The organism is Ornithinibacillus halotolerans, assembly GCF_014637405.1.
GTDB lineage: Bacteria > Bacillota > Bacilli > Bacillales > Amphibacillaceae > Ornithinibacillus > Ornithinibacillus halotolerans.
This window is the reverse complement of record NZ_BMEY01000014.1, coordinates 1-20784: the sequence shown is the minus strand read 5'-3', so window position 1 is coordinate 20784 and position 20784 is coordinate 1. Positions and strand designations below refer to the sequence as shown.

General features: G+C 33.8%; 17 protein-coding genes. 16 read left to right on the top strand and 1 reads right to left on the bottom strand.

All coding sequences use genetic code 11. The features are described 5' to 3' along the window. Positions 1-196 precede the first annotated feature (196 nt). From pfkA to IEV35_RS13270, 3 genes are all read left to right on the top strand, one after another. Positions 197-1156, top strand: coding sequence for a 6-phosphofructokinase (gene pfkA, locus IEV35_RS13280; protein WP_188385147.1), 960 nt, complete (start codon positions 197-199; stop codon positions 1154-1156). A gap of 18 nt (positions 1157-1174) precedes the next feature. Further along, positions 1175-2935 (top strand): pyruvate kinase, encoded by a 1761-nt coding sequence (gene pyk, locus IEV35_RS13275; RefSeq protein ID WP_188385146.1) that lies wholly within the window; start codon positions 1175-1177, stop codon positions 2933-2935. A 76-nt stretch (positions 2936-3011) separates the two neighbouring features. After that, positions 3012-3398, top strand: a complete 387-nt coding sequence (locus tag IEV35_RS13270) for an FxsA family protein (protein ID WP_188385145.1) — start codon at positions 3012-3014, stop codon at positions 3396-3398. Here IEV35_RS13270 and ytvI read toward each other — a convergent pair whose 3' ends face one another. Continuing rightward, on the bottom strand, positions 3399-4508 hold the full coding sequence (ytvI, locus tag IEV35_RS13265) for a sporulation integral membrane protein YtvI (RefSeq protein ID WP_188385144.1): 1110 nt from the start codon (positions 4506-4508) through the stop codon (positions 3399-3401). Positions 4509-4827: 319 nt separating this feature from the next. Between ytvI and citZ the strand changes: the two genes are divergently transcribed. The 13 genes from citZ (at position 4828) to dnaI (ending at position 20625) form a co-directional block, all read left to right on the top strand. Continuing rightward, entirely contained in the window at positions 4828-5943 is a 1116-nt protein-coding gene (gene citZ, locus IEV35_RS13260) for a citrate synthase (RefSeq protein ID WP_188385143.1), read from the top strand. An 81-nt stretch (positions 5944-6024) separates the two neighbouring features. Then, positions 6025-7299 carry an NADP-dependent isocitrate dehydrogenase gene (icd, locus tag IEV35_RS13255; RefSeq protein ID WP_188385142.1) on the top strand — a complete coding sequence of 425 codons (1275 nt, stop codon included), beginning with the start codon at positions 6025-6027 and terminating at the stop codon, positions 7297-7299. A gap of 758 nt (positions 7300-8057) precedes the next feature. Next, complete coding sequence (abc-f, locus tag IEV35_RS13250) at positions 8058-9521, top strand: ribosomal protection-like ABC-F family protein (RefSeq protein WP_188385141.1); 1464 nt, start codon at positions 8058-8060, stop codon at positions 9519-9521. 187 nt (positions 9522-9708) lie between these two features. Further along, entirely contained in the window at positions 9709-10398 is a 690-nt protein-coding gene (locus IEV35_RS13245) for a response regulator transcription factor (RefSeq protein ID WP_188385140.1), read from the top strand. Next, positions 10395-11756, top strand: a complete 1362-nt coding sequence (gene pnpS, locus IEV35_RS13240; protein WP_188385139.1) for a two-component system histidine kinase PnpS — start codon at positions 10395-10397, stop codon at positions 11754-11756. The genes IEV35_RS13245 and pnpS overlap by 4 nt, the downstream gene beginning before the upstream one ends. Positions 11757-11895: 139 nt before the next feature. After that, positions 11896-14532: a DNA polymerase I gene (gene polA / locus IEV35_RS13235; protein ID WP_188385138.1), complete on the top strand. Its 2637-nt coding sequence runs from the start codon at positions 11896-11898 to the stop codon at positions 14530-14532. 12 nt (positions 14533-14544) lie between these two features. Beyond that, a complete protein-coding gene (gene mutM, locus IEV35_RS13230; protein ID WP_188385137.1) occupies positions 14545-15372 on the top strand; it encodes a DNA-formamidopyrimidine glycosylase in 828 nt (275 codons plus the stop codon). 12 nt (positions 15373-15384) lie between these two features. Continuing rightward, on the top strand, positions 15385-15987 hold the full coding sequence (gene coaE, locus IEV35_RS13225) for a dephospho-CoA kinase (protein ID WP_188385136.1): 603 nt from the start codon (positions 15385-15387) through the stop codon (positions 15985-15987). Between the two features lie 147 nt (positions 15988-16134). After that, positions 16135-17166 (top strand): glyceraldehyde-3-phosphate dehydrogenase, encoded by a 1032-nt coding sequence (locus IEV35_RS13220; protein WP_188385135.1) that lies wholly within the window; start codon positions 16135-16137, stop codon positions 17164-17166. 232 nt (positions 17167-17398) lie between these two features. Beyond that, positions 17399-17788 carry a cytosolic protein gene (locus IEV35_RS13215; protein WP_188385134.1) on the top strand — a complete coding sequence of 130 codons (390 nt, stop codon included), beginning with the start codon at positions 17399-17401 and terminating at the stop codon, positions 17786-17788. A gap of 24 nt (positions 17789-17812) precedes the next feature. Then, positions 17813-18277 (top strand): transcriptional regulator NrdR, encoded by a 465-nt coding sequence (gene nrdR, locus IEV35_RS13210; protein ID WP_188385133.1) that lies wholly within the window; start codon positions 17813-17815, stop codon positions 18275-18277. 27 nt (positions 18278-18304) lie between these two features. Beyond that, entirely contained in the window at positions 18305-19675 is a 1371-nt protein-coding gene (locus IEV35_RS13205) for a replication initiation and membrane attachment family protein (protein WP_308419791.1), read from the top strand. A 17-nt stretch (positions 19676-19692) separates the two neighbouring features. Next, the gene (gene dnaI, locus IEV35_RS13200) at positions 19693-20625 is read left to right on the top strand and encodes a primosomal protein DnaI (protein ID WP_188385131.1); all 933 of its coding nucleotides are present in this window, start codon (positions 19693-19695) and stop codon (positions 20623-20625) included. Positions 20626-20784: the final 159 nt, after the last annotated feature.

The window sequence follows — 20784 nt, the reverse complement described above, 5'->3', positions numbered from 1 at the left end:
GTATGACATTTGTTTGAAGTTCAATTGAATAAATTGTCAAAGACGGTATCATACCGATGTTTTTAATTGAAATTTTATTTTATAAGCTATATCTTGTTAATGAAGGAGCTTTCCTTAGTCTATACTATAAAAAGATCATGTTAATATACTAACTAATCTTTTTTACATACTACAAAGAAAGAACAGAGGTGGATATATGAAACGACTAGGCGTACTTACAAGTGGTGGAGATGCACCTGGAATGAACGCAGCGATTCGTGCTGTTGTAAGAAAATGTATATATCACAATGTGGAAATTTTTGGTATTCGTAATGGCTATCAAGGTTTAATCGAAGGTAATATTGAACAAATGGATGTTGGCTCTGTTGGAGATATTATTCAACGAGGTGGAACGAAATTATATTCTGCTAGAAGTGAAGAATTTCGAACCGAAGAAGGACAACAAAAAGGAATTAGCCAATTAAAAAGATTTGGTATAGAAGGATTAATTGTAATTGGTGGAGATGGAAGTTTTCGTGGTGCACAAAAATTAACTGAAAAAGGCTTTCCTTGTATTGGAGTACCAGGAACAATAGATAATGATATAGCGGGTACCGATTTTACTATCGGATTTGATACCGCATTAAATACAATTATTGAAGCTATCGATAAAATTAGAGATACTGCGACTTCTCACGAACGTACATATGTTGTTGAAGTTATGGGAAGAAATGCTGGTGACTTAGCGCTTTGGGCAGGACTTGCAGATGGTGCAGAAAGTATATTAATTCCTGAAAAACCAGATGATATGGAAGAAGTTATTGCTCGTTTACAACGTGGAATTGAACGTGGGAAAAAACATAGTATTATCATTTTAGCTGAAGGTGTTGGAAGCGGTATCGACTATTGTGAGAAAATACAACAAGCAGCTAATTTAGAAACACGTGTCACGGTGTTGGGCCATATTCAACGTGGAGGTTCCCCAACAGCACAAGACCGAGTACTTGCGAGCAGATTAGGAGCAAAAGCTGTTGACTTATTACTTGAAGGAAAAGCTGGAAGAATGGTTGGAATTCAAAACAATAAATTAGTGGACCACGATATAAATGAAATCTTAAATGTACAACATTCCATTGATGAGGATATGTACAAATTATCGAAAGAATTATCGATATAAATATAGGAGGAATAGATGATGAGAAAAACTAAGATTGTATGTACAATTGGACCAGCTTCTGAATCAGTGGAAGAATTGGTGAAATTAATGGAAGCTGGAATGAATGTTGCTCGTTTAAACTTTTCGCATGGTGATTATGAAGAACATGGGGCACGCATTCGAAACATACGTGAAGCAGCTGAGAAAACAGGTAAAACTGTCGCTATTCTTCTAGATACGAAAGGTCCTGAAATCCGTACAGGAAACTTTGTTGAAGGACAAGCAGAATTAATTCAAGGAAACACCGTTTATATTTCTATGAATGAAGTAGAAGGTACTGCAGAACGTTTTTCTATTACATATCCAGGATTAATTAATGATGTTCATGTTGGCTCAAGAATATTATTGGATGATGGATTAATCGAATTAGAAGTTACTGAAATTGATGAACAAAATCAAGAGTTAAAAACAGTAGCACTGAACTCCGGATTAATTAAAAATAAAAAAGGTGTTAATGTTCCAAATGTATCTGTAAACTTACCAGGAATTACTGAGAAGGATGCAAACGACATTCTGTTTGGAATTGAACAAGGAATAGACTTTATTGCAGCTTCTTTCGTTCGGAGAACTTCTGACATCTTAGAAATTAGAGAGTTACTAGAAAAACATAATGCAACCCATATACAAATTATCCCTAAGATTGAAAATCAAGAGGGTGTAGACAATATTGATAGTATTCTTGAAGTAAGTGATGGATTGATGGTAGCAAGAGGAGATCTTGGTGTGGAAATACCTGCAGAAGATGTACCACTTGTGCAAAAGCAATTAATAAGAAAATGTAATACAGCAGGTAAACCAGTTATTACAGCAACACAAATGCTTGATTCCATGCAGAGAAATCCTCGCCCTACTAGAGCGGAAGCATCCGATGTAGCAAATGCTATCTTTGATGGGACTGATGCAATTATGCTATCTGGGGAAACTGCAGCAGGTAATTATCCTGTAGAATCCGTGCAAACAATGCATAATATTGCTATCAAAACAGAAACAGCATTAGACCATAGTTCTATTCTGAAGAACCGTAGTCAATCAGTAGATATGACGATGACAGATGCTATTAGCCAATCCGTAACCCATACTGCGATGAATTTATCGGTAAGTGCTATTGTAACACCAACAGAAAGTGGACATACAGCTCGTATGATTTCTAAATATAGACCACAAGCTCCTATTATTGCTGTCACGTATAATGAGCATATCAATCGCCAACTATCTTTAGTATGGGGTGTAACAGCTATTCATGGAGAAAAAGCAAATTCTACTGATGAAATGCTTGATGGTGCTATTGATCTTGGCTTACAAGCGAATTTACTAAAACATGGTGAACGTGTCGTAGTTACAGCTGGAGTTCCAGTAGGTGAATCAGGAACAACAAACTTAATGAAAGTCCATATCATTGGTGATGTAATTGCTAAAGGACAAGGAATTGGTAAAAAGAGCGCCTACGGTAGAGCAGTTCTAGTGAAAAACGCAGAAGAAGCATTAAGCAAAGTTAAACATGGAGATATCATCGTAACTTATGGTACCGATCGTGACATGATGCCTGCTATTGAATTAGCTAGTGGACTAGTTACAATCGAAGGTGGATTAACGTCTCATGCCGCAGTAGTAGGATTAAGCTTAGGTATTCCTGTTATTGTTGGTGTCGAGGATGCTTTCGAACTAATACAAGACGGTAAAGATATTACTATTGATGGAACAAAAGGCGATATATACCAAGGACATGCCGGTGTATTATAATAAATAAAAACTACTAAAAGAGGATGACTTCATATGAATGAGTCAGCCTCTTTTTTTGAAAGAGAGGTTCTAAACGATGAACTGGTTACTTTTATTTTTATTAGTATCAGCAGCTGAAATAGGATTATTTGTTTGGATTGGTGGAATGATTGGACCTTGGTGGGTTGTTTTGCTAATTTTTTTAACTGGATTTTTAGGGATTACTTTAGCAAAGAAAGAAGGACTCGTAACTTGGCGACGTGCCCAACAATCAATCCAGTATGGCAAGGTACCTACTAAAGAGATCCTTGATGGCATTTGTATATTTATTGGTGGCGTATTTTTATTTACACCAGGATTTCTAACGGATATTACAGGTTTTCTACTTGTTATTCCTTATACAAGAAGTTTTTTAAAAGTGTTTGTTATGCATATTATTAAAAAGCTAATGGATAACAACACCATCTACATCCATAGAAAATAATCATTTATTTAATACAAAATGTACTAATTTCATAAAAATCCCGGATTGATACAATACCAAAATTGATATTAGAATGATTGGAGCAAAAATTACTCCAGCAATTCCCCATAGCTGTATGGTGATGAATAAGATGATTAAACTAACCAATGGATTAATTCCAATATTGGCAGACAATATTTTTGGTTCAATTATTTGTCTTGTCACAATAACAACAATATATAAAATAGCCAAACCAATCGTTAACGAATAATTACTAATGATAAATGAATAAAGAATCCATGGAATGAAAATTAAACCAGTTCCTACTAGTGGTAATAAATCGACAACAGCAGCAATCGCCGCAATGGCTAAAGCATGATCAACTCCGATTATGAGTAAGCCAACATAAATAAGTACAGCTGAAATAAAAATAAGAATTATTTGAGCTCGAATATATCCGATAATTCCTTTTTTAATTCCTGATTGAACGTCTCGGACTATGCTTAATATATTTCCTGGGAGAATGTCCATTAATTTTTTTATTATATTTTGCCAATCATTTACCATGAGAAATGTTGCAATTAAAATAAAAATAATAATCGTTAACGATCCTGGGAAAAATCCTACAAATTCAGGTAACTGAATAATAAGCGATTGAATTAATTTCGTAAAACTTGTCCCGATTTCGTTTAGGAATTTTTGTAAGTTATCTTGGATTGTTTGTTGATGTGTATCATCTAATTGATTAAAGAATGATGCTAGTTTGTGATAAAACGGAATAATTATTTCGATGAAAACATTTTCGACTACCCGAAAAAAGTGAATAATAAATGCTTGGAACTTTTCCATGATATAGGCAGTACCTTGGATTATTTCTGTAATGACAATAAAAATTAGGCCGACAAATATAAGGAAAATAGTAACTATCACTGATAGGGTAGCTAGAGGTCTAGGTACTTTCCATTGTTTTTCTATATATGTAACAGGAGTATTTAAGACTGCTGCAATAAAAAAAGCAATAAGAAAAGGAAAAATATAACCGATGGAAAGCTTAAAACATACAAAAATCACTAACAACAACATACATAAAATCAATAAGCGAATAAACGGATCAATATACTGCTTGTACAATGTTATACCCCATTTACTTGAAATGTAGACATATAGTTATTGTTCAATATATGCCCTTAAAGGTAGAAATATAAGTACTTGAGCTAAGCATTCTATGAAATTCTTTCATCTATCAATCTATTAATTAGTCAATTTATTATAATACCAACAGTATTTATTTAAATTTAAACGGTTTCATTTCACATTAATGGGAAAATACTTTATAATTAATTGTGGGCAGGCAATATCCGATAAATTTAGTAGGAAATTGTCAACATTAATTAACATTATTTTTTCACTCTTAATGTTAGAACAAATAGAAAAAGGAGAGGGTTTAACTATGACAGCAACGAAAGGTCTTGAAGGGGTAGTAGCAACACAATCATCAATTAGTTCTATCATTGACGACCAACTTACTTACGTAGGCTATCGTATTGATGATTTAGCAGAGAATGCAAGTTTTGAAGAAGTAGTTTACTTGCTTTGGAATTTAAAATTACCGACAAAAGCTGAATTAGATGCCTTTAAACAAGAACTTGCTGATAACATGGAAGTGCCTGATGCAGTACTTGATCAAATGCGTTCTTATGATTTATCAAAAGTTCATCCAATGGCTGCTCTAAGAACTTCTATTTCATTACTAGGGTTGTATGATGAAGAGGCTGACGTAATGGAAGAGGAAGCTAATGTTCGTAAAGCAGTTCGTCTACAAGCTAAAATAGCTACTGTTGTAGCTGCATTTTCTAGAATTAGACAAGGGAAAGACCCTGTTAAACCATTAAAAGATGTAAGTTACGCTGAAAACTTTTTATATATGTTAAAAGGTGAAAAACCAAATGAAATCGAAGTAGAAGCTATTAATAAAGCATTAGTATTACATGCGGACCATGAATTAAATGCATCTACGTTTACTGCTAGAGTATGTGTGGCAACGCTATCAGATATGTATTCAGGCATTACTGCAGCGATTGGTGCTCTAAAAGGCCCTCTACATGGTGGAGCAAACGAACAAGTAATGAAAATGCTAACTGAAATTGGAGAAGAAGAAAATGCGCTTCCATATGTGCAAGAGAAGTTAGCAAATAAAGAAAAAATTATGGGAATGGGACATCGTGTATATCGTAATGGTGATCCAAGAGCAAAACATTTACAAAAGATGTCTAAACAATTAACAGCGCTTACTGGCCAGGAAAAATGGTACAATATGTCTGTTAAAATTGAGGAATATATTAAACAAGAAAAAGGTCTACCAGCAAACGTAGATTTCTATTCTGCGTCTGTATATCATAGCCTAGAGATTGATCATGATTTATTCACGCCAATCTTTGCAATGAGCCGTGTATCTGGTTGGATTGCACATATTTTAGAACAATATTCAAACAACCGTCTAATCCGTCCACGTGCAGAATATGTAGGACCGAATACACAAGAATATATCCATATTGACCAACGCTAAGAAAAACAATTACTGTTATTTCTAATAGCCGGATAATCCGGCTATTACTTTGATAAGCTACTAGACTTAGGAGGAATTATAATGACACAAGGTGAAAAAATTACTGTTGAAGCAAATGGAAAAATGAATGTTCCAAATAACCCAGTTATTCCTTTTATTGAAGGTGATGGAACTGGTCCTGATATTTGGGCAGCTGCAAGTCGTGTATTAGAAGCTGCAGTTGAAAAGGCTTATAACGGAACTAAGAAAATTGAATGGTTAGAAGTTTATGCTGGGGAAAAAGCATACAACAAAACTGGCGAATGGTTACCAAAAGAAACTTTAGAGAAAATTGATGAGTACAAAATTGCTATTAAAGGGCCTCTTACAACACCAATCGGTGGCGGAATTCGTTCTTTAAACGTTGCATTACGTCAAGAGCTAGACCTATTTACTTGCTTACGTCCAGTACGTTACTTTGAAGGTGTACCTTCTCCAGTAAAACGTCCTGAAGATGTAGATATGGTTATCTTCCGTGAAAACACAGAAGACATTTATGCTGGTATTGAATGGCAAAAAGGCTCTGATGAAGTTAAGAAAGTTGTAGAATTCTTAAAAAATGAAATGGGAGTACATAAAATCCGCTTCCCAGAAACTTCAGGGATTGGTATTAAGCCAGTTTCAGAAGAAGGTACTAAACGTCTAGTACGTTCTGCAATCGAATATGCACTTAACGAAGGACGTAAGAGTGTAACTCTAGTTCATAAAGGTAACATTATGAAATTCACAGAAGGTGCTTTCAAACTTTGGGGATACGAAGTGGCTGAAGAAGAATTTGGTGACAAAGTATTCACATGGGCTGAATATGATCGCATCGCTGAAAAAGATGGTAAAGATGCAGCTAATAAAGCACAAGCTGATGCTGAAGCAGCTGGTAAAATCATCGTTAAAGATGCAATTGCTGATATCTTCTTACAACAAATCCTAACTCGTCCAAGAGAATTTGATGTAGTTGCTACAATGAACTTAAATGGTGACTATATTTCTGATGCACTAGCTGCACAAGTTGGTGGTATCGGAATTGCTCCTGGAGCAAATATTAACTATAACACTGGTCATGCTATCTTTGAAGCAACTCATGGTACAGCACCTAAATATGCAGGATTAGATAAAGTTAACCCATCATCTGTAATTCTTTCTGGTGTACTAATGCTTGAACACCTAGGATGGAGAGAAGCAGGAGATCTAATCACGAAAGCAATGGATAAAACAATTGCTTCTAAAGTAGTTACTTATGACTTTGCTCGTCTAATGGAAGGCGCAACAGAAGTTAAATGTTCTGAGTTCGCTGATGAATTAATTAAGAATATGGAATAATTGACAATAAATATAGAGCCTTCCCCTACTAAATCTTTAGTAGGGGAAGGCTCTTTTTTTATGTAAGTGCCATTCATCATTTAGTACAGTCTTCTGGAATGAAATGAATAATGGGGAAGTGCCATACATCACTTAGCGGAGTCTTCTGGGTGAAATGAATAATGGGTAAGTGCCATACATCATTTAGCGGAGTTTTCTGGTTTGAAATGAATAATGAGGAAGTACCATACATCATTTAACGGAGTCTTCTGGATTGAAATGAATAATGGGGAAGTGCCATTAATTATTTATCCCAGTATTGTACTTAGAGATGAATTATTGGCATGCTTTATAGTACCTTGACTTTCGTCACTACCTTGAGCTACAATTACATTAATGTAAATGTTAGGAGGGTTGTTAATCGTGAGACTTCGTTTTCCCACTTTGAACTCGTAATTTTATACGTTCAAAGACTCTGTCTGTGAGATAGAGTAACGGGAATAGTCTGTCCACTTTTAACATTTTTCAACTAAATCGGATTGAAGATGTAGAAGAAAGGCGCGATTATTGGCGTCTTTCTTTTTGTTTTTAGACCAGTGAACATGAAGTAAGTAGTTCCTATGTAGACCCCCATTCTTCTCACAGATAGGGGGTCTTTCTTTGTGTTAAGGAGGAAATTAGATGACATTATTATTCTATTGATACGAGTTGAGTTATTCAAAACTAGCTTGTATCGATCCTAGCTATCGATACGAATAATTTCGGGAGGTAGGATAAAAATGGATAGAATTATATTTGAATTAGAGGATATTTTAATAAGTTATTTTGACAAAGAAATAATTAAAATTGATAGATTAGCTGTTCATCAATTTGACCGAATTGGAATTGTTGGCAAGAACGGGGCAGGAAAGAGTACAATTATTAAACTACTTGCTGGAGAGATTGTTCCAACTACTGGTAAAGTTATTCGGCATGTAGAGCCTGCTTATTTTGAACAGTTATCAGCACCACAACATACTGGTGCTGATGGCGAATTACTATCGAAATTAGGTATTTCGGGTATTGAACACAATTCTAGTGGTGGCGAGCAGGCAAAACTTAAACTAGCAAATGTATTTACAGACTATTATGAGGCCTTATTGCTTGATGAACCAACTACACATATGGACCAGGCTGGAATCTCTTTTTTAATTGAACAATTAGAATATTATTATGGCGCAATGATTTTAGTTAGTCATGACCGTAGTTTGTTAGATCAAGTTGTTACAACGATTTGGGAAGTGGCAGATGGTGTGATTAGAGTATATAAAGGTAATTATTCAGACTATGAGAAGGAAAAGAATATAGAGTTAAAGCAAATAATCGAAGCACATGAAAAATATACAAGTGAAAAAAACAGGTTAGAAATGGCAATCCAAAAGAAAAAGGAAAAAGCAGAGAAATTACTTCGGAATGATGGTAAATCAAAACAAAAAGCGAAAGAAAAACCAAGCCGATTAGGGAAAAGTAAATCAAAATCATCAAGTCAAAAAGCAATATATAGAGCAGCAAAATCTATGGAACATCGGATAAAAAAGCTCGATGAAATAAAACCTATTCAGGAAGAGAGACCAATTATTTTCAACCAATCCAAGTCAATAACGATATATAATAAATTTCCAATTATGGCAACTGGATTTAAGCTAACAATAGGAAATAGAGTATTAATAGATGAAGCTAATTTTCAGTTTCCACTGGGTAAGAAAATAGCAATCACTGGTCCAAATGGTTCGGGAAAAAGTACCTTCCTAAACCATATTGCTAATAAAGGAGATGGATTAATTATATCACCTAAGGTGAAAATTGGTTATTTTACACAAATGGGTTATCGATTTAACACCAATGAAACTATTTTATCCTATTTAAAAAATCGTTCAGAACAGAGCGAAGGTATTCTAAGGACTATTCTTCATAAAATGCAATTCTCTGGTACGGATCTGTATAAAAAAGTAAATGATATTAGTGGTGGTGAAGCAGTTCGACTTAGATTATGTGAGTTGTTTCTTGGAGAGTTTAACGTATTGCTACTAGATGAACCAACAAATTTCTTAGATATTCATGCACGAGAGGCATTAGAAACTTTTATTCATGGGTATAGTGAGACTATTATTTCTGTAAGCCATGATAAGGCGTTTATCGCAAATGTTGCAGATGTTCAATATGAAATCAATCCGAGAGATAAGACATTTACGGAAGTAACATAATAGCCAATGATGAGGTAGTTCTTAAGCTACCTCCTTCAATTTTAATTGTATTAATACAGATTGTGTACACTAGTCAATGTAAAGATTTGTTTACAATAGCTTTCTACCATTTTCTTTATCCTAGTTTCATTGTAAGATAATAGTAGAATTAAAGTTCGTAACATAATGGAAATGGGGAATTGATAGCATGAATGAAAACATACTTATTGTCGATGACGAAAAATCTATCGTAACATTATTACAATATAACTTGGAAAAAGCTGGCTATGTCACCGATGTTGCTTATGATGGATTAGAGGCAGTTCAAAAAGCCGAAAACAATAATTATGATTTTATTATTCTTGACTTAATGCTCCCAGGGATGGATGGGATGGAGGTTTGTAAACAGTTAAGAATACAGCAAATAGAAACACCCGTCTTAATGCTAACTGCGAGAGATGATGAAATAGATAAGATTCTTGGTTTGGAAATGGGTGCTGATGATTACTTAACAAAGCCTTTTAGCCCAAAAGAAGTAATTGCAAGAATTAAAGCAATCTTAAGACGTTCAAAGAATACGCCTGCTCAATCAAAGCAGTTTGTAGTAGGTGACATTACCATATATCCAGAACGTTATGAAGCGGAGAAAGACGGAGAAGTATTAACATTCACGCGAAAAGAGTTTGAATTACTACATTATTTAGCAACTCACAAGGGGAAAGTGTTATCAAGAGATCAACTATTAAGTGCGGTTTGGGATTATGACTTTGTAGGTGATACAAGAATAGTTGACGTACATGTCAGTCACCTTCGAGAAAAAATTGAGCCTAATACTAAAAAGCCAATATATATTAAAACGATCCGTGGATTAGGTTATAAAATGGAGGACCCAGTGTGAGGCAATTGACATTAAAACCAATTATTCGATATGCACTAATCATTTTGCTTATCATTATAATTTCTGGTTTGATATTTATTCAATTTACGAATAATTATATTGTCGTCGTTCTAGTATTACTCACTGAATATTTGATTTTAATGATGATGCTTCATTATGTTTTTGATAAATATGTGAAGCCAATTAAAAAAGCAACGGATACATTAGATGAATTAGTTAAAGGAAACTTTAGTGCGAGAATGCATCATCCTGTTACTGGCAGTATGGCCTCCTTATTAATGAAAATTAATAAATTAGCTCGCAGTTTAAGTGAATTATCATTTAATGAAAAAATTCACGCGGAGCAATTATCAACCGTTATTGAAAATATTCAAAGTGGCTTAATTTTAGTCGATGAAAAGGGATATATTCATCTAGTAAATAAAAATTTCTTACACATTTTTGGAAAAACTGAAAAGGATTACGTCGGTTATTTATATTACGATGTATTAGAAAATGATACGTTGCATAAGACGATTCAACAAACGTTTCTTTATGAACAAAATGTAAAAGATTCTATTATCATTTCTAATCAGACCAAGCAGTACTTTGAAGTAATCGGTGCGCCAATATTTGATGATCGTAATATGTTAAAAGGCGGAATCTTAGTCTTATACGATATTACTGAATTAAAGAAATTGGAAAGAATGAGGAAAGATTTTGTTGCCAATGTATCTCACGAGTTGAAAACACCGATTACTTCGATTCGAGGATTTTCGGAAACGTTGTTAGAAGAAGATATTAATGATAAAGATACAGCACGTCATTTCTTAAGTATTATTAACGAAGAGAGTAAACGACTCCAAATGTTAATTCAAGATTTACTAACATTATCACGATTAGAAAAAGAAGACTCGCAAGTCCGATTATCTAAAGTGAACCTTATTAAAATAATTGAAGAAGTTATACAAGTTTTGAACATCCATCTAGAACAAAAGGAAATAGCATTTAAAGTAAATGTTCCAAAAGAATTGATATTTATGGCAGAATTAACCAGTGTTAAACAAATTATGATCAATTTACTAGAAAATGCGATTCACTATACTCCAAAAGGTGGAGAAGTAAGAATACATGCAGTGGATGAAGAAGAGTTTATTCATATTATCGTGAAAGATACGGGAATTGGAATACCAGCAGAATCTTTATCAAGAATATTTGAACGCTTTTACCGTGTAGATAAGGCAAGAAGTCGAAATACAGGTGGTACAGGATTAGGTTTAGCGATTGTGAAACATATAGTTGAATTGCATCAAGGTAAGATAGAAGTAGAAAGTGAAGTTGATGTCGGTACAACATTCCATATTTATTTTCCAAAATAATAAGCACCTTCCTTAATCGGAGGGTGTTTTTTATTGAATTTTATGGACAAAAAATTTTCATGCACCCTATATTTTTACCCGATGATGTTTAAATGGTAAAATAGATAAATAGCATATGCCGGGTAAGGAGGAAAAAATAATGACCAAAAAGCTAGTCTTAATCGACGGAAATAGTATAACTTATCGCGCTTTTTTTGCACTTCCATTATTAAATAATGATAAAGGTGTGTATACGAATGCCGTATATGGGTTTACGACTATGTTACTTAGGATCTTAGAAGAGCAAAAGCCTACTCATTTATTAGTTGCTTTTGATGCAGGGAAGACAACATTTAGACATAGTAAATATAAAGAATACAAAGGTGGAAGACAAAAAACGCCACCAGAATTATCAGAGCAATTCCCTTTAGTGAGAGAGCTATTAAATGCGTTTAATATTCGTCATTATGAATTAGAAAATTATGAAGCAGACGATATTATCGGGACATTGGCTAAACAAGGGAACGAAAAAGATTTTGAAGTTGCCGTCATATCTGGAGATAAAGATATGTTACAACTTGTATCCGATAAAGTAACTGTGAATGTTACGAAAAAAGGGATTTCGGAAGTAGAGGCTTATACTCCTGAATATTTAACAACTAAAATGGAAATTACTCCAGATCAAATAATTGATTTAAAAGCATTAATGGGAGATAGTTCTGATAATATACCAGGCGTTCCTGGAGTTGGAGAAAAAACAGCTACTAAATTATTAAAAGAATATAAAACATTAGAAAACCTATACGAACATTTGGATGAAGTAAGTGGTAAAAAACTAAAAGAGAACTTAACGAACCATAAAGACGATGCATTTATGAGTCAAGAGTTAGCAACTATTAATTGTGAATCCCCAATCGAAATTGCGGTTGATGATGTGTCTTATGAAGGGTATTCTCCTCAACAAGTTACTAATATCTTTAAGGACTTAGGGTTTCAATCCCTTTTAAATCGAATAGGTGTAGAAGATGTGGTTGAAGAAGTACAAGAAGAATTAAAAGAGATTAAGTTTGAAATTGTCTCCAAAGTTGATTCTAAAATGTTTACTGGAGAAGAATCATTAATTATTGAAATGCTATCTGATAGTTATCATACTGCTCCAATTGAGGGTATTGGGATAGCAAATAAGGAAAAAGCCTATTTCATTCCGATGGAAGTGGCAAAAGATTCAGACGAGTTTAAAAAATGGGCTGAAGATCCAACGAATAAAAAAGTAGTCTTTGATGTGAAGCAATCGGTAGTTGCTCTTAAGAGAATAGGAATGGATCTTCAAGGTGTAACGTTTGATGTATTACTTGCCTCTTATTTGTTGGATCCATCTGAAAATAATCATGATATTCCAGCAATTGCTCATCGAATGGGCTATAAGTCAGTTTTATACGATGAAGAAGTCTATGGTAAAGGGGCAAAAATTAAAGTCCCTGAACAGGATAAGTTAGCTGATCATATTGTTCGAAAAGCACAAGTATTACACGAGCTTGAGGAAAAAATGAATGAAGAACTTAGTGAACATAATCTATACTCACTTCTAACAGAATTAGAAATGCCGCTAGCTTTAATTTTAGCTGAGATGGAACATACCGGAGTGCTTGTAGATGTAGCAAGATTAGAAGAAATGGGTACAGAATTGAAAAGCCGACTAACTGAAATTGAGAAAGAAATTTATGAATTAGCAGGTGAAGAATTTAATTTAAATTCACCTAAACAACTAGGTCCGATTTTATTTGAAAAACTTGGTCTTCGAGTGATAAAGAAAACAAAAACAGGTTATTCCACTGCGGCTGATGTATTAGAACAGCTTGAAAATGATCATGAGATTATTCCGAAAATCTTGTTATACCGTCAACTTGGTAAACTGCAATCAACATATATTGAAGGATTACTAAAAGTGGTTGATAAAGAGACAAGTAAAATTCATACACGTTATAATCAGGCTTTAACACAAACTGGAAGATTAAGCTCGATTGACCCTAACTTGCAAAACATTCCGATTCGAATTGAAGAAGGACGTAAAATTAGACAAGCTTTTGTTCCTTCTGAAAAAGATTGGATTATGTTTGCAGCTGATTATTCACAAATTGAATTACGAGTACTAGCTCATATTGCCAAAGACGAAAAGTTAATTGCCGCATTCCAAACTGGACAAGATATTCATACACAGACAGCAATGGAAGTTTTTCATGTTTCCGAAGACGAAGTTACGTCTGATATGAGAAGACAAGCGAAAGCTGTTAACTTTGGAATTGTATATGGTATAAGTGACTTTGGCCTTTCTCAAAATCTAGGGATAACTCGTAAAGAAGCGAAGCAGTTTATTGAACGTTATTTTGAAAGTTATCCAGGGGTTAAGTCTTATATGGACGAAATTGTTCAAGAGGCAAAACTCAATGGTTATGTGACGACATTAATGAATCGTAGACGTTACTTACCAGAGATTACAAGTCGTAACTTTAACTTACGAAGTTTTGCAGAGCGAACAGCGATGAATACACCTATACAAGGTACTGCTGCTGATATTATCAAAAAAGCTATGATTGATCTAAGAGAAAAATTAAAAGATGAAAAGATGCAAGCACGCATGCTTCTCCAAGTACACGATGAACTTATTTTAGAGGCACCAAAAGAAGAACTAGAAAAACTAAAAGAAATTGTCCCTGAAATGATGGAGAATACTGTGGAGTTAAATGTTCCTCTAAAAGCAGAATATGCTTATGGGGAAAGCTGGTATGATGCAAAGTAAGGAGAATTTGGGATGCCAGAATTGCCAGAAGTTGAAACAATAAGAAAAACATTAAAACGATTCGTTTTGAATCGAACAATTAACGATGTTCATGTTCACTGGGGAAAGATCATAAAAAAACCGGATGATGTCGAGCATTTTAAACATTTATTAATGGGTCAAACCATTCATGATATCCATCGAAAAGGGAAATTTTTACTCTTTGAATTAGATGATTTCATGTTAATTTCCCACTTAAGGATGGAAGGGAAATATAGTGTTCACTATAAGGACGAACCAGTTAAAAAACATACTCATGTCATATTTTCGTTTACGACTGATGAAGAGCTTCGATACAATGACGTTCGTAAATTTGGAACAATGCATATCGTTAAGAAGGGAGAAGAGTTGACGCAAAAGCCGTTAAGTCAACTCGGACCTGATCCATTTGATAAAGAATTTACAGTAGATTACTTTTATCAAAAGCTCAAAAACACGAACCGTTCTATTAAAGTAGTATTGCTTGACCAAACCGTTGTTGCTGGATTAGGTAATATTTATGTAGATGAGACATTGTTTAAAGCACGCGTTCATCCATTAAAGAAAGCAAATAAACTGACTAAAAAAGAAGTGCAAGAAATTCGTAAGCAAGCAATTTCCACATTAGAAGAAGCCGTTCGACAAGGTGGAACAACGATACGCTCTTATGTGAATAGCCAAGGGGACATGGGGATGTTCCAGCAGGAGCTATCTGTCTATGGTCAAGAAAATGAAGCATGTCCTAACTGTGGAAACGTAATTGCAAAGATGAAAGTTGGCGGAAGAGGTACACATATCTGTCAACAATGCCAAAAGCTATGAAGGAGAATGGGTATGTCTCTAGTAATTGGATTAACTGGTAGTATTGCAACTGGGAAAAGTACGGTTTCTTCCATGTTAAGACAACTTCATATCCCTGTTGTCGATGCGGATCAAATTGCAAGAGTAGTTGTTGAGCCTGGAGAACCGGCTTTAACTGAAATTGTTCATGTATTCGGAGAAGATATCTTGCAACCAGATGGTACACTTGATAGAAAAAAATTAGGATCGATAATTTTTAAAAATGAAGATAAACGTAAACTTCTTAATTCTATTATTCATCCAGCTATACGAAAGAAAATGATGGAAGAAAAAGATACTTATTTAAAACAAGGAGAAAGTTGTGTAGTATTAGATATTCCACTACTTTTTGAAAGTAAGTTAACACATCTCGTGGATAAGGTACTAGTAGTTGCTGTAGAAGAAGATGTACAATTAGAGCGATTAATGGAGCGAGATGGTTCAACGAAAGAAGAAGCACAAGTACGAATCGATTCACAAATCCCTATCAAAGAAAAAGTAAAACTTGCTGATGCAGTTATTAATAATAATGGAACAATAGACAAAACGTATCAGCAGTTAAAAGAAATACTTCACGTCTGGGGTATAGACAAATAATATGTAATTATAAAAAATGACTATTCGACGATGGATAGTCATTTTTTATAATTACTTTTATGATAGTGCTTACATTTTTATCTAAATGTGTTATACTATATGTGAAAATTGTTTATATTAGTATATCATAATGCAGGAGGACTTTTCATGAGTAAAACAAGGGTTGCTATTAGTGGATTTGGGCGGATTGGAAGAATGGTGTTTAGGCAAGCTATTACAGATCCTAACTTAGAGGTTGTTGCCATAAATGCCAGCTATCCTTCAGAAACATTAGCCCATCTTATAAAATATGATAGTGTCCATGGTATCTTTGAACACGATGTAAAAGCATTAGAAAATGAATTAGAAATTAATGGTAAACGAGTTAAGATAGTTAATTATCGAGAACCAGATAAATTACCATGGTCAGCATTCGATATTGATGTAGTAATTGATGCTACTGGAAAGTTTAAGACAAAAGAAACTGCAGGCTTACATTTAAAAGCTGGTGCTAAAAAAGTAGTTATTACTGCTCCAGGAAAAGAAGTAGATAAGACAATTGTGATGGGGGTTAACCACCAGTCTTATGATGAAGTAAATGATGATGTTATTTCAAATGCTTCTTGTACAACCAACTGTTTGGCACCAGTAGTTAAGATATTAGATGAAAACTTTACTATTAAAAACGGTTTAATGACGACTGTCCATGCATTTACTAATGACCAAAAGAACTTAGATAATCCTCATAAAGACTTAAGGCGTGCAAGAGGATGTACTCAATCCATTATTCCAACATCAACTGGTGCAGCTAAAGCATTATCGGAAGTATTACCACACTTAAATGGCAAACTCCATGGAATGGCTTTACGTGTACCGACACCAAATGTTTCATTAGTTGATTTAGTAGTGGATGTTGAAGAAGCAGTGACACCAGAAATCGTTAATAATGTTTTTCGTGAAGCGGCTAAAAATGAATTATTAGGAATTATACAATATAGTGATGAACCACTAGTTTCAATTGATTATACAACATCGGAATACTCTGCAATCATAGATGGTTTATCTACAATGGTAATGGAAGATAATAAAATAAAAGTACTAGCATGGTATGATAATGAATGGGGTTATTCTGCAAGAGTTGTAGATTTAGTAAAATATGTTGGTAGTTTTTTAGAAGCAAAAAAAGTATCAGTTTCTTAAAGTGAGAACTGATAAAAATATGAGACTGAGATTTAACTCATCTATAGGTAAAAATAATGAACAATTACCGGGGCGGTTTTTTGCGTTAACTCCAATGTTCAATTTTACCTTTATAGGAGTAGTTAAATCTCAGTCTTTTTCTTTTTAATTTTTACTAGGGTAAATCTATAAAACATGTTAAAATAAATAGAGTTACTTGTTTACGGTATTGATAAAATCAGGAGTGAAGCATATGTCTTTTGGTAAAAAATTATCCAGATTCCTTAATAATCAAGCAGTCACATCGGATAATCATTGGGATAAAGAGTTAAAAACTCATTACTATAAAACTACGAAAGAAAAAGGACTTGCCAAACTAGAAGAAATGATACGTGGTAATCAGAACTTTAAAATCCATTCAGTTTCAGAGTCGCATGGTGAAATAAGTTTTCGAATCGTAAAAGGGAAGAAAGCATTTATTATTGCTACTGTTATTATGGTGAGACCATATCAAACTGCAATCGATTTTACAGTTACGAGTGAGAGTGCTTTTCCATATGATTTCGGGTATAGTTCAAAAGTAGTTAAACAATTATATAATAGATTAGATAAAGAATTACAATTAATTGATAAAAAGAACTAATAGTATAAAAATGGGGTTAATTAAATGAGATGCTCAAATTGTCATTATAAGAATACAAAGGTGCTAGATTCTAGACCAATAGAAGAAGGTCGTTCGATACGTAGAAGACGTGAATGTGAAAAGTGTGGCTATCGTTTCACAACCTTTGAACGCATGGAAGAAGTACCACTTATTGTAGTAAAGAAGGATGGAGCAAGACAAGAATTTAGTCGAGAAAAGCTTGTTCGTGGATTAATAAAAGCTTGTGAAAAAAGACCAGTCTCCATTGAAACGATAGAATCTATTGCTTTTCAAGTAGAAAAAGAATTAAGGAACATAGGTGTTTCAGAGATTGATAGTAAAGAAATTGGAGAAATGGTTATGGAACAGTTATCTAAAATTGATGATGTTGCATATGTTCGATTTGCATCTGTTTACCGTCAATTTAAAGATATAAATGTATTCCTTGACGAACTTAAAGATCTAATTCAGACCGATAAAAAGAATTAACATAAATAATTAGAAAGTAGGGTTATGATGAACATTGGAAAAATATTGCCTGTAGATGGTTATTCTGTAGTTTTACAAGGTAATTTACCTCTAGATTATGCAAAGTCATTAACCCATCTTTATCAGCCACTAATTGGTATGAAAGCTGTCATGTTATATCAAACACTATTACATGAAATAGACCTCCAACAGGAAAATGACTTTCAAACCCACCATACATTAATGAACTATTTAAATATATCGTTAGTAGAAATATACGAAGAGCGACTAAAATTAGAAGGTATTGGATTATTGAAAACCTTTGAAGATGTAAATGAACACCAAACAGTGTATCATTATGTGTTACGTAATCCTTTTTCACCTTCTAACTTTTTTAAAGATGCCATGTTATCTCAACTGCTTTACCATCATATTGGTAATGATAAATTTACATTATTAAAATCCCACTATTTAAAGAATGAAAAGCAACCTGGTGGTAGAAATATTACAACCTCATTTAATGATGTGTTTGAGACGGTTCATTCTGATATTAATGTTATGCAAAACATTAATCACTTACCAGATCATAACGGGCCCCAACTAGCATCCGTTGATTTTACTTGGATGGAACAAATTCTAAAATCAAGAATGATCCCATATAAACGAGTACTAACAACTGATAATAAACGGATTATAAATCAAATGATGCAGTTGTATGGCTTAACAGAATACGATATAGAAAAATGTGTACTATGGGCATTAACGGATGAGAATAAACTTGACATTGAAGAGTTTAAAGAAGCATGCCATGATATATTCAAAACATCCAGAAGTGATACTACTGTACAATTAGAATCAAAGAAATTAGTACAAACTATAGATGAGCAGAAGATTCGTGTAAATAAGCCTCTAACGAAGGAAGAGCAGCTTATTACCCACCTAGAATCTATTTCACCAAAGCAGTTGCTAGAAGATTTATCTAGTGGAAATCATGCTTCTGAACAAGATTTAAAAGTAATTCGTGAAATAATGACTACACAAGGTTTACCATCACCAGTAATGAATGTGTTAATTCATTATGTATTATTACAAACTAATATGAAGCTATCCAAAGCCTATTTAGAAAAAATAGCAAGTCATTGGTCAAGAGCTAATCTTAAAACGGCACAGGAAGCGATGGAATTTGCGAAGAAGGAAAGAGAACGATTCCGTATTTCAATGGAGAAAAAACAACAGAAAAATAATGTGAACTATAAAAAACGAAATACGACTTCAGAAGTCATTCCAGATTGGTTTAAAGAACGAAAGCAAAAACCAAATGTTGCACAAAATGAAAATAATAATATGGACTTGGAACGTGAAAAAGAAGAAATTCAAGCATTGCTAAGTCAATATGCTAACAGTTCCAAAAATAATTAGTACCAAGGATGATTGACATGAAACCAGTACAATCAACACTTAAACAGTGGATGGAGAAAAATAAAAACTTTCAAGAAAATTATAAACGTATCAAAGATGAGGTCTTAAGTGATCCAGAAATTAAAGAGTTCCTTTCTTTACATCCCGATCTACCCGATTATGAAGTAGAGAAGAGCCTTATTAAACTTCATGAGTATACAACACAATCGAAACAATGTGAACAATGTAAATCTTTAGGATCCTGTAAAAACATGCTTCCAGGTTATTCGCCTATTTTACGAGTAGAGAATAATGAAATATCTCTTTCCTATGAAAAATGCCATAGCAGAATTATTTATGAAAAAGAGCAAGACCAGCGTAAGTTGATTCAAAGTCTATATATGCCGAAAGAAATATTAGAAGCAACAATTGAAGGTATAGATAATGATCCTAATCGTAGTCAAGCAATTCGAGAAATCATTAGATTCCTTGGACAGGTAAAAGAAGGTCTTCCAAAGCGAGGATTATATTTTTATGGGCCATTTGGTGTTGGGAAAACATACTTTCTAGGCGCAGTTGCCAATGAATTAAAGAAATATAATATCTCATCTATGCTTATTTATATGCCAGAGTTTGTTCGAGAAATTAAATCATCCATTAAAGATGATTCTATTAATGAAAAAATAGACTACTTTAAAAAAGCAGATGTATTAATGCTAGATGATATTGGGGCTGAATCACAATCTGCATGGTTCCGAGATGAAGTACTTGGTACCATATTGCAATATCGAATGATGGAAGGTTTGCCAGTATTTTTCACTTCTAATTACAGTATGGAACAATTAGAAGATCATTTAGCGAAATCTAGTAGAGGTGACATTGAGGCGGTAAAAGCAGGGCGGATTATGGAACGAATTAAACAAGTAACTTCTGAAGTTCCAATCTTTGCTAAAAATAGAAGGGAACAATAAGAGCTAATAAAAGATTATATCTTTTATTAGCTCTTTTATTATGTCATTTGAAAACCCCTGGCTATGCCGGGGGTTCCGGAGAGCTTATAGCGTGGTATTAAAATTAAAAAGGCCTCTCTTCGTGATAAGATATAGTTGGTTTCCCGACCACTACATCAA

Bases quoted from the DNA above. Each gene is read 5' to 3' on its own strand.
- pfkA (WP_188385147.1), top strand. From the start codon at position 197: ATGAAACGACTAGGCGTACTTACAAGTGGTGGAGATGCACCTGGAATG.
- pyk (WP_188385146.1), top strand. From the start codon at position 1,175: ATGAGAAAAACTAAGATTGTATGTACAATTGGACCAGCTTCTGAATCA.
- IEV35_RS13270 (WP_188385145.1), top strand. From the start codon at position 3,012: ATGAACTGGTTACTTTTATTTTTATTAGTATCAGCAGCTGAAATAGGA.
- citZ (WP_188385143.1), top strand. From the start codon at position 4,828: ATGACAGCAACGAAAGGTCTTGAAGGGGTAGTAGCAACACAATCATCA.
- icd (WP_188385142.1), top strand. From the start codon at position 6,025: ATGACACAAGGTGAAAAAATTACTGTTGAAGCAAATGGAAAAATGAAT.
- abc-f (WP_188385141.1), top strand. From the start codon at position 8,058: ATGGATAGAATTATATTTGAATTAGAGGATATTTTAATAAGTTATTTT.
- IEV35_RS13245 (WP_188385140.1), top strand. From the start codon at position 9,709: ATGAATGAAAACATACTTATTGTCGATGACGAAAAATCTATCGTAACA.
- polA (WP_188385138.1), top strand. From the start codon at position 11,896: ATGACCAAAAAGCTAGTCTTAATCGACGGAAATAGTATAACTTATCGC.
- mutM (WP_188385137.1), top strand. From the start codon at position 14,545: ATGCCAGAATTGCCAGAAGTTGAAACAATAAGAAAAACATTAAAACGA.
- coaE (WP_188385136.1), top strand. From the start codon at position 15,385: ATGTCTCTAGTAATTGGATTAACTGGTAGTATTGCAACTGGGAAAAGT.
- IEV35_RS13220 (WP_188385135.1), top strand. From the start codon at position 16,135: ATGAGTAAAACAAGGGTTGCTATTAGTGGATTTGGGCGGATTGGAAGA.
- IEV35_RS13215 (WP_188385134.1), top strand. From the start codon at position 17,399: ATGTCTTTTGGTAAAAAATTATCCAGATTCCTTAATAATCAAGCAGTC.
- nrdR (WP_188385133.1), top strand. From the start codon at position 17,813: ATGAGATGCTCAAATTGTCATTATAAGAATACAAAGGTGCTAGATTCT.
- IEV35_RS13205 (WP_308419791.1), top strand. From the start codon at position 18,305: ATGAACATTGGAAAAATATTGCCTGTAGATGGTTATTCTGTAGTTTTA.
- dnaI (WP_188385131.1), top strand. From the start codon at position 19,693: ATGAAACCAGTACAATCAACACTTAAACAGTGGATGGAGAAAAATAAA.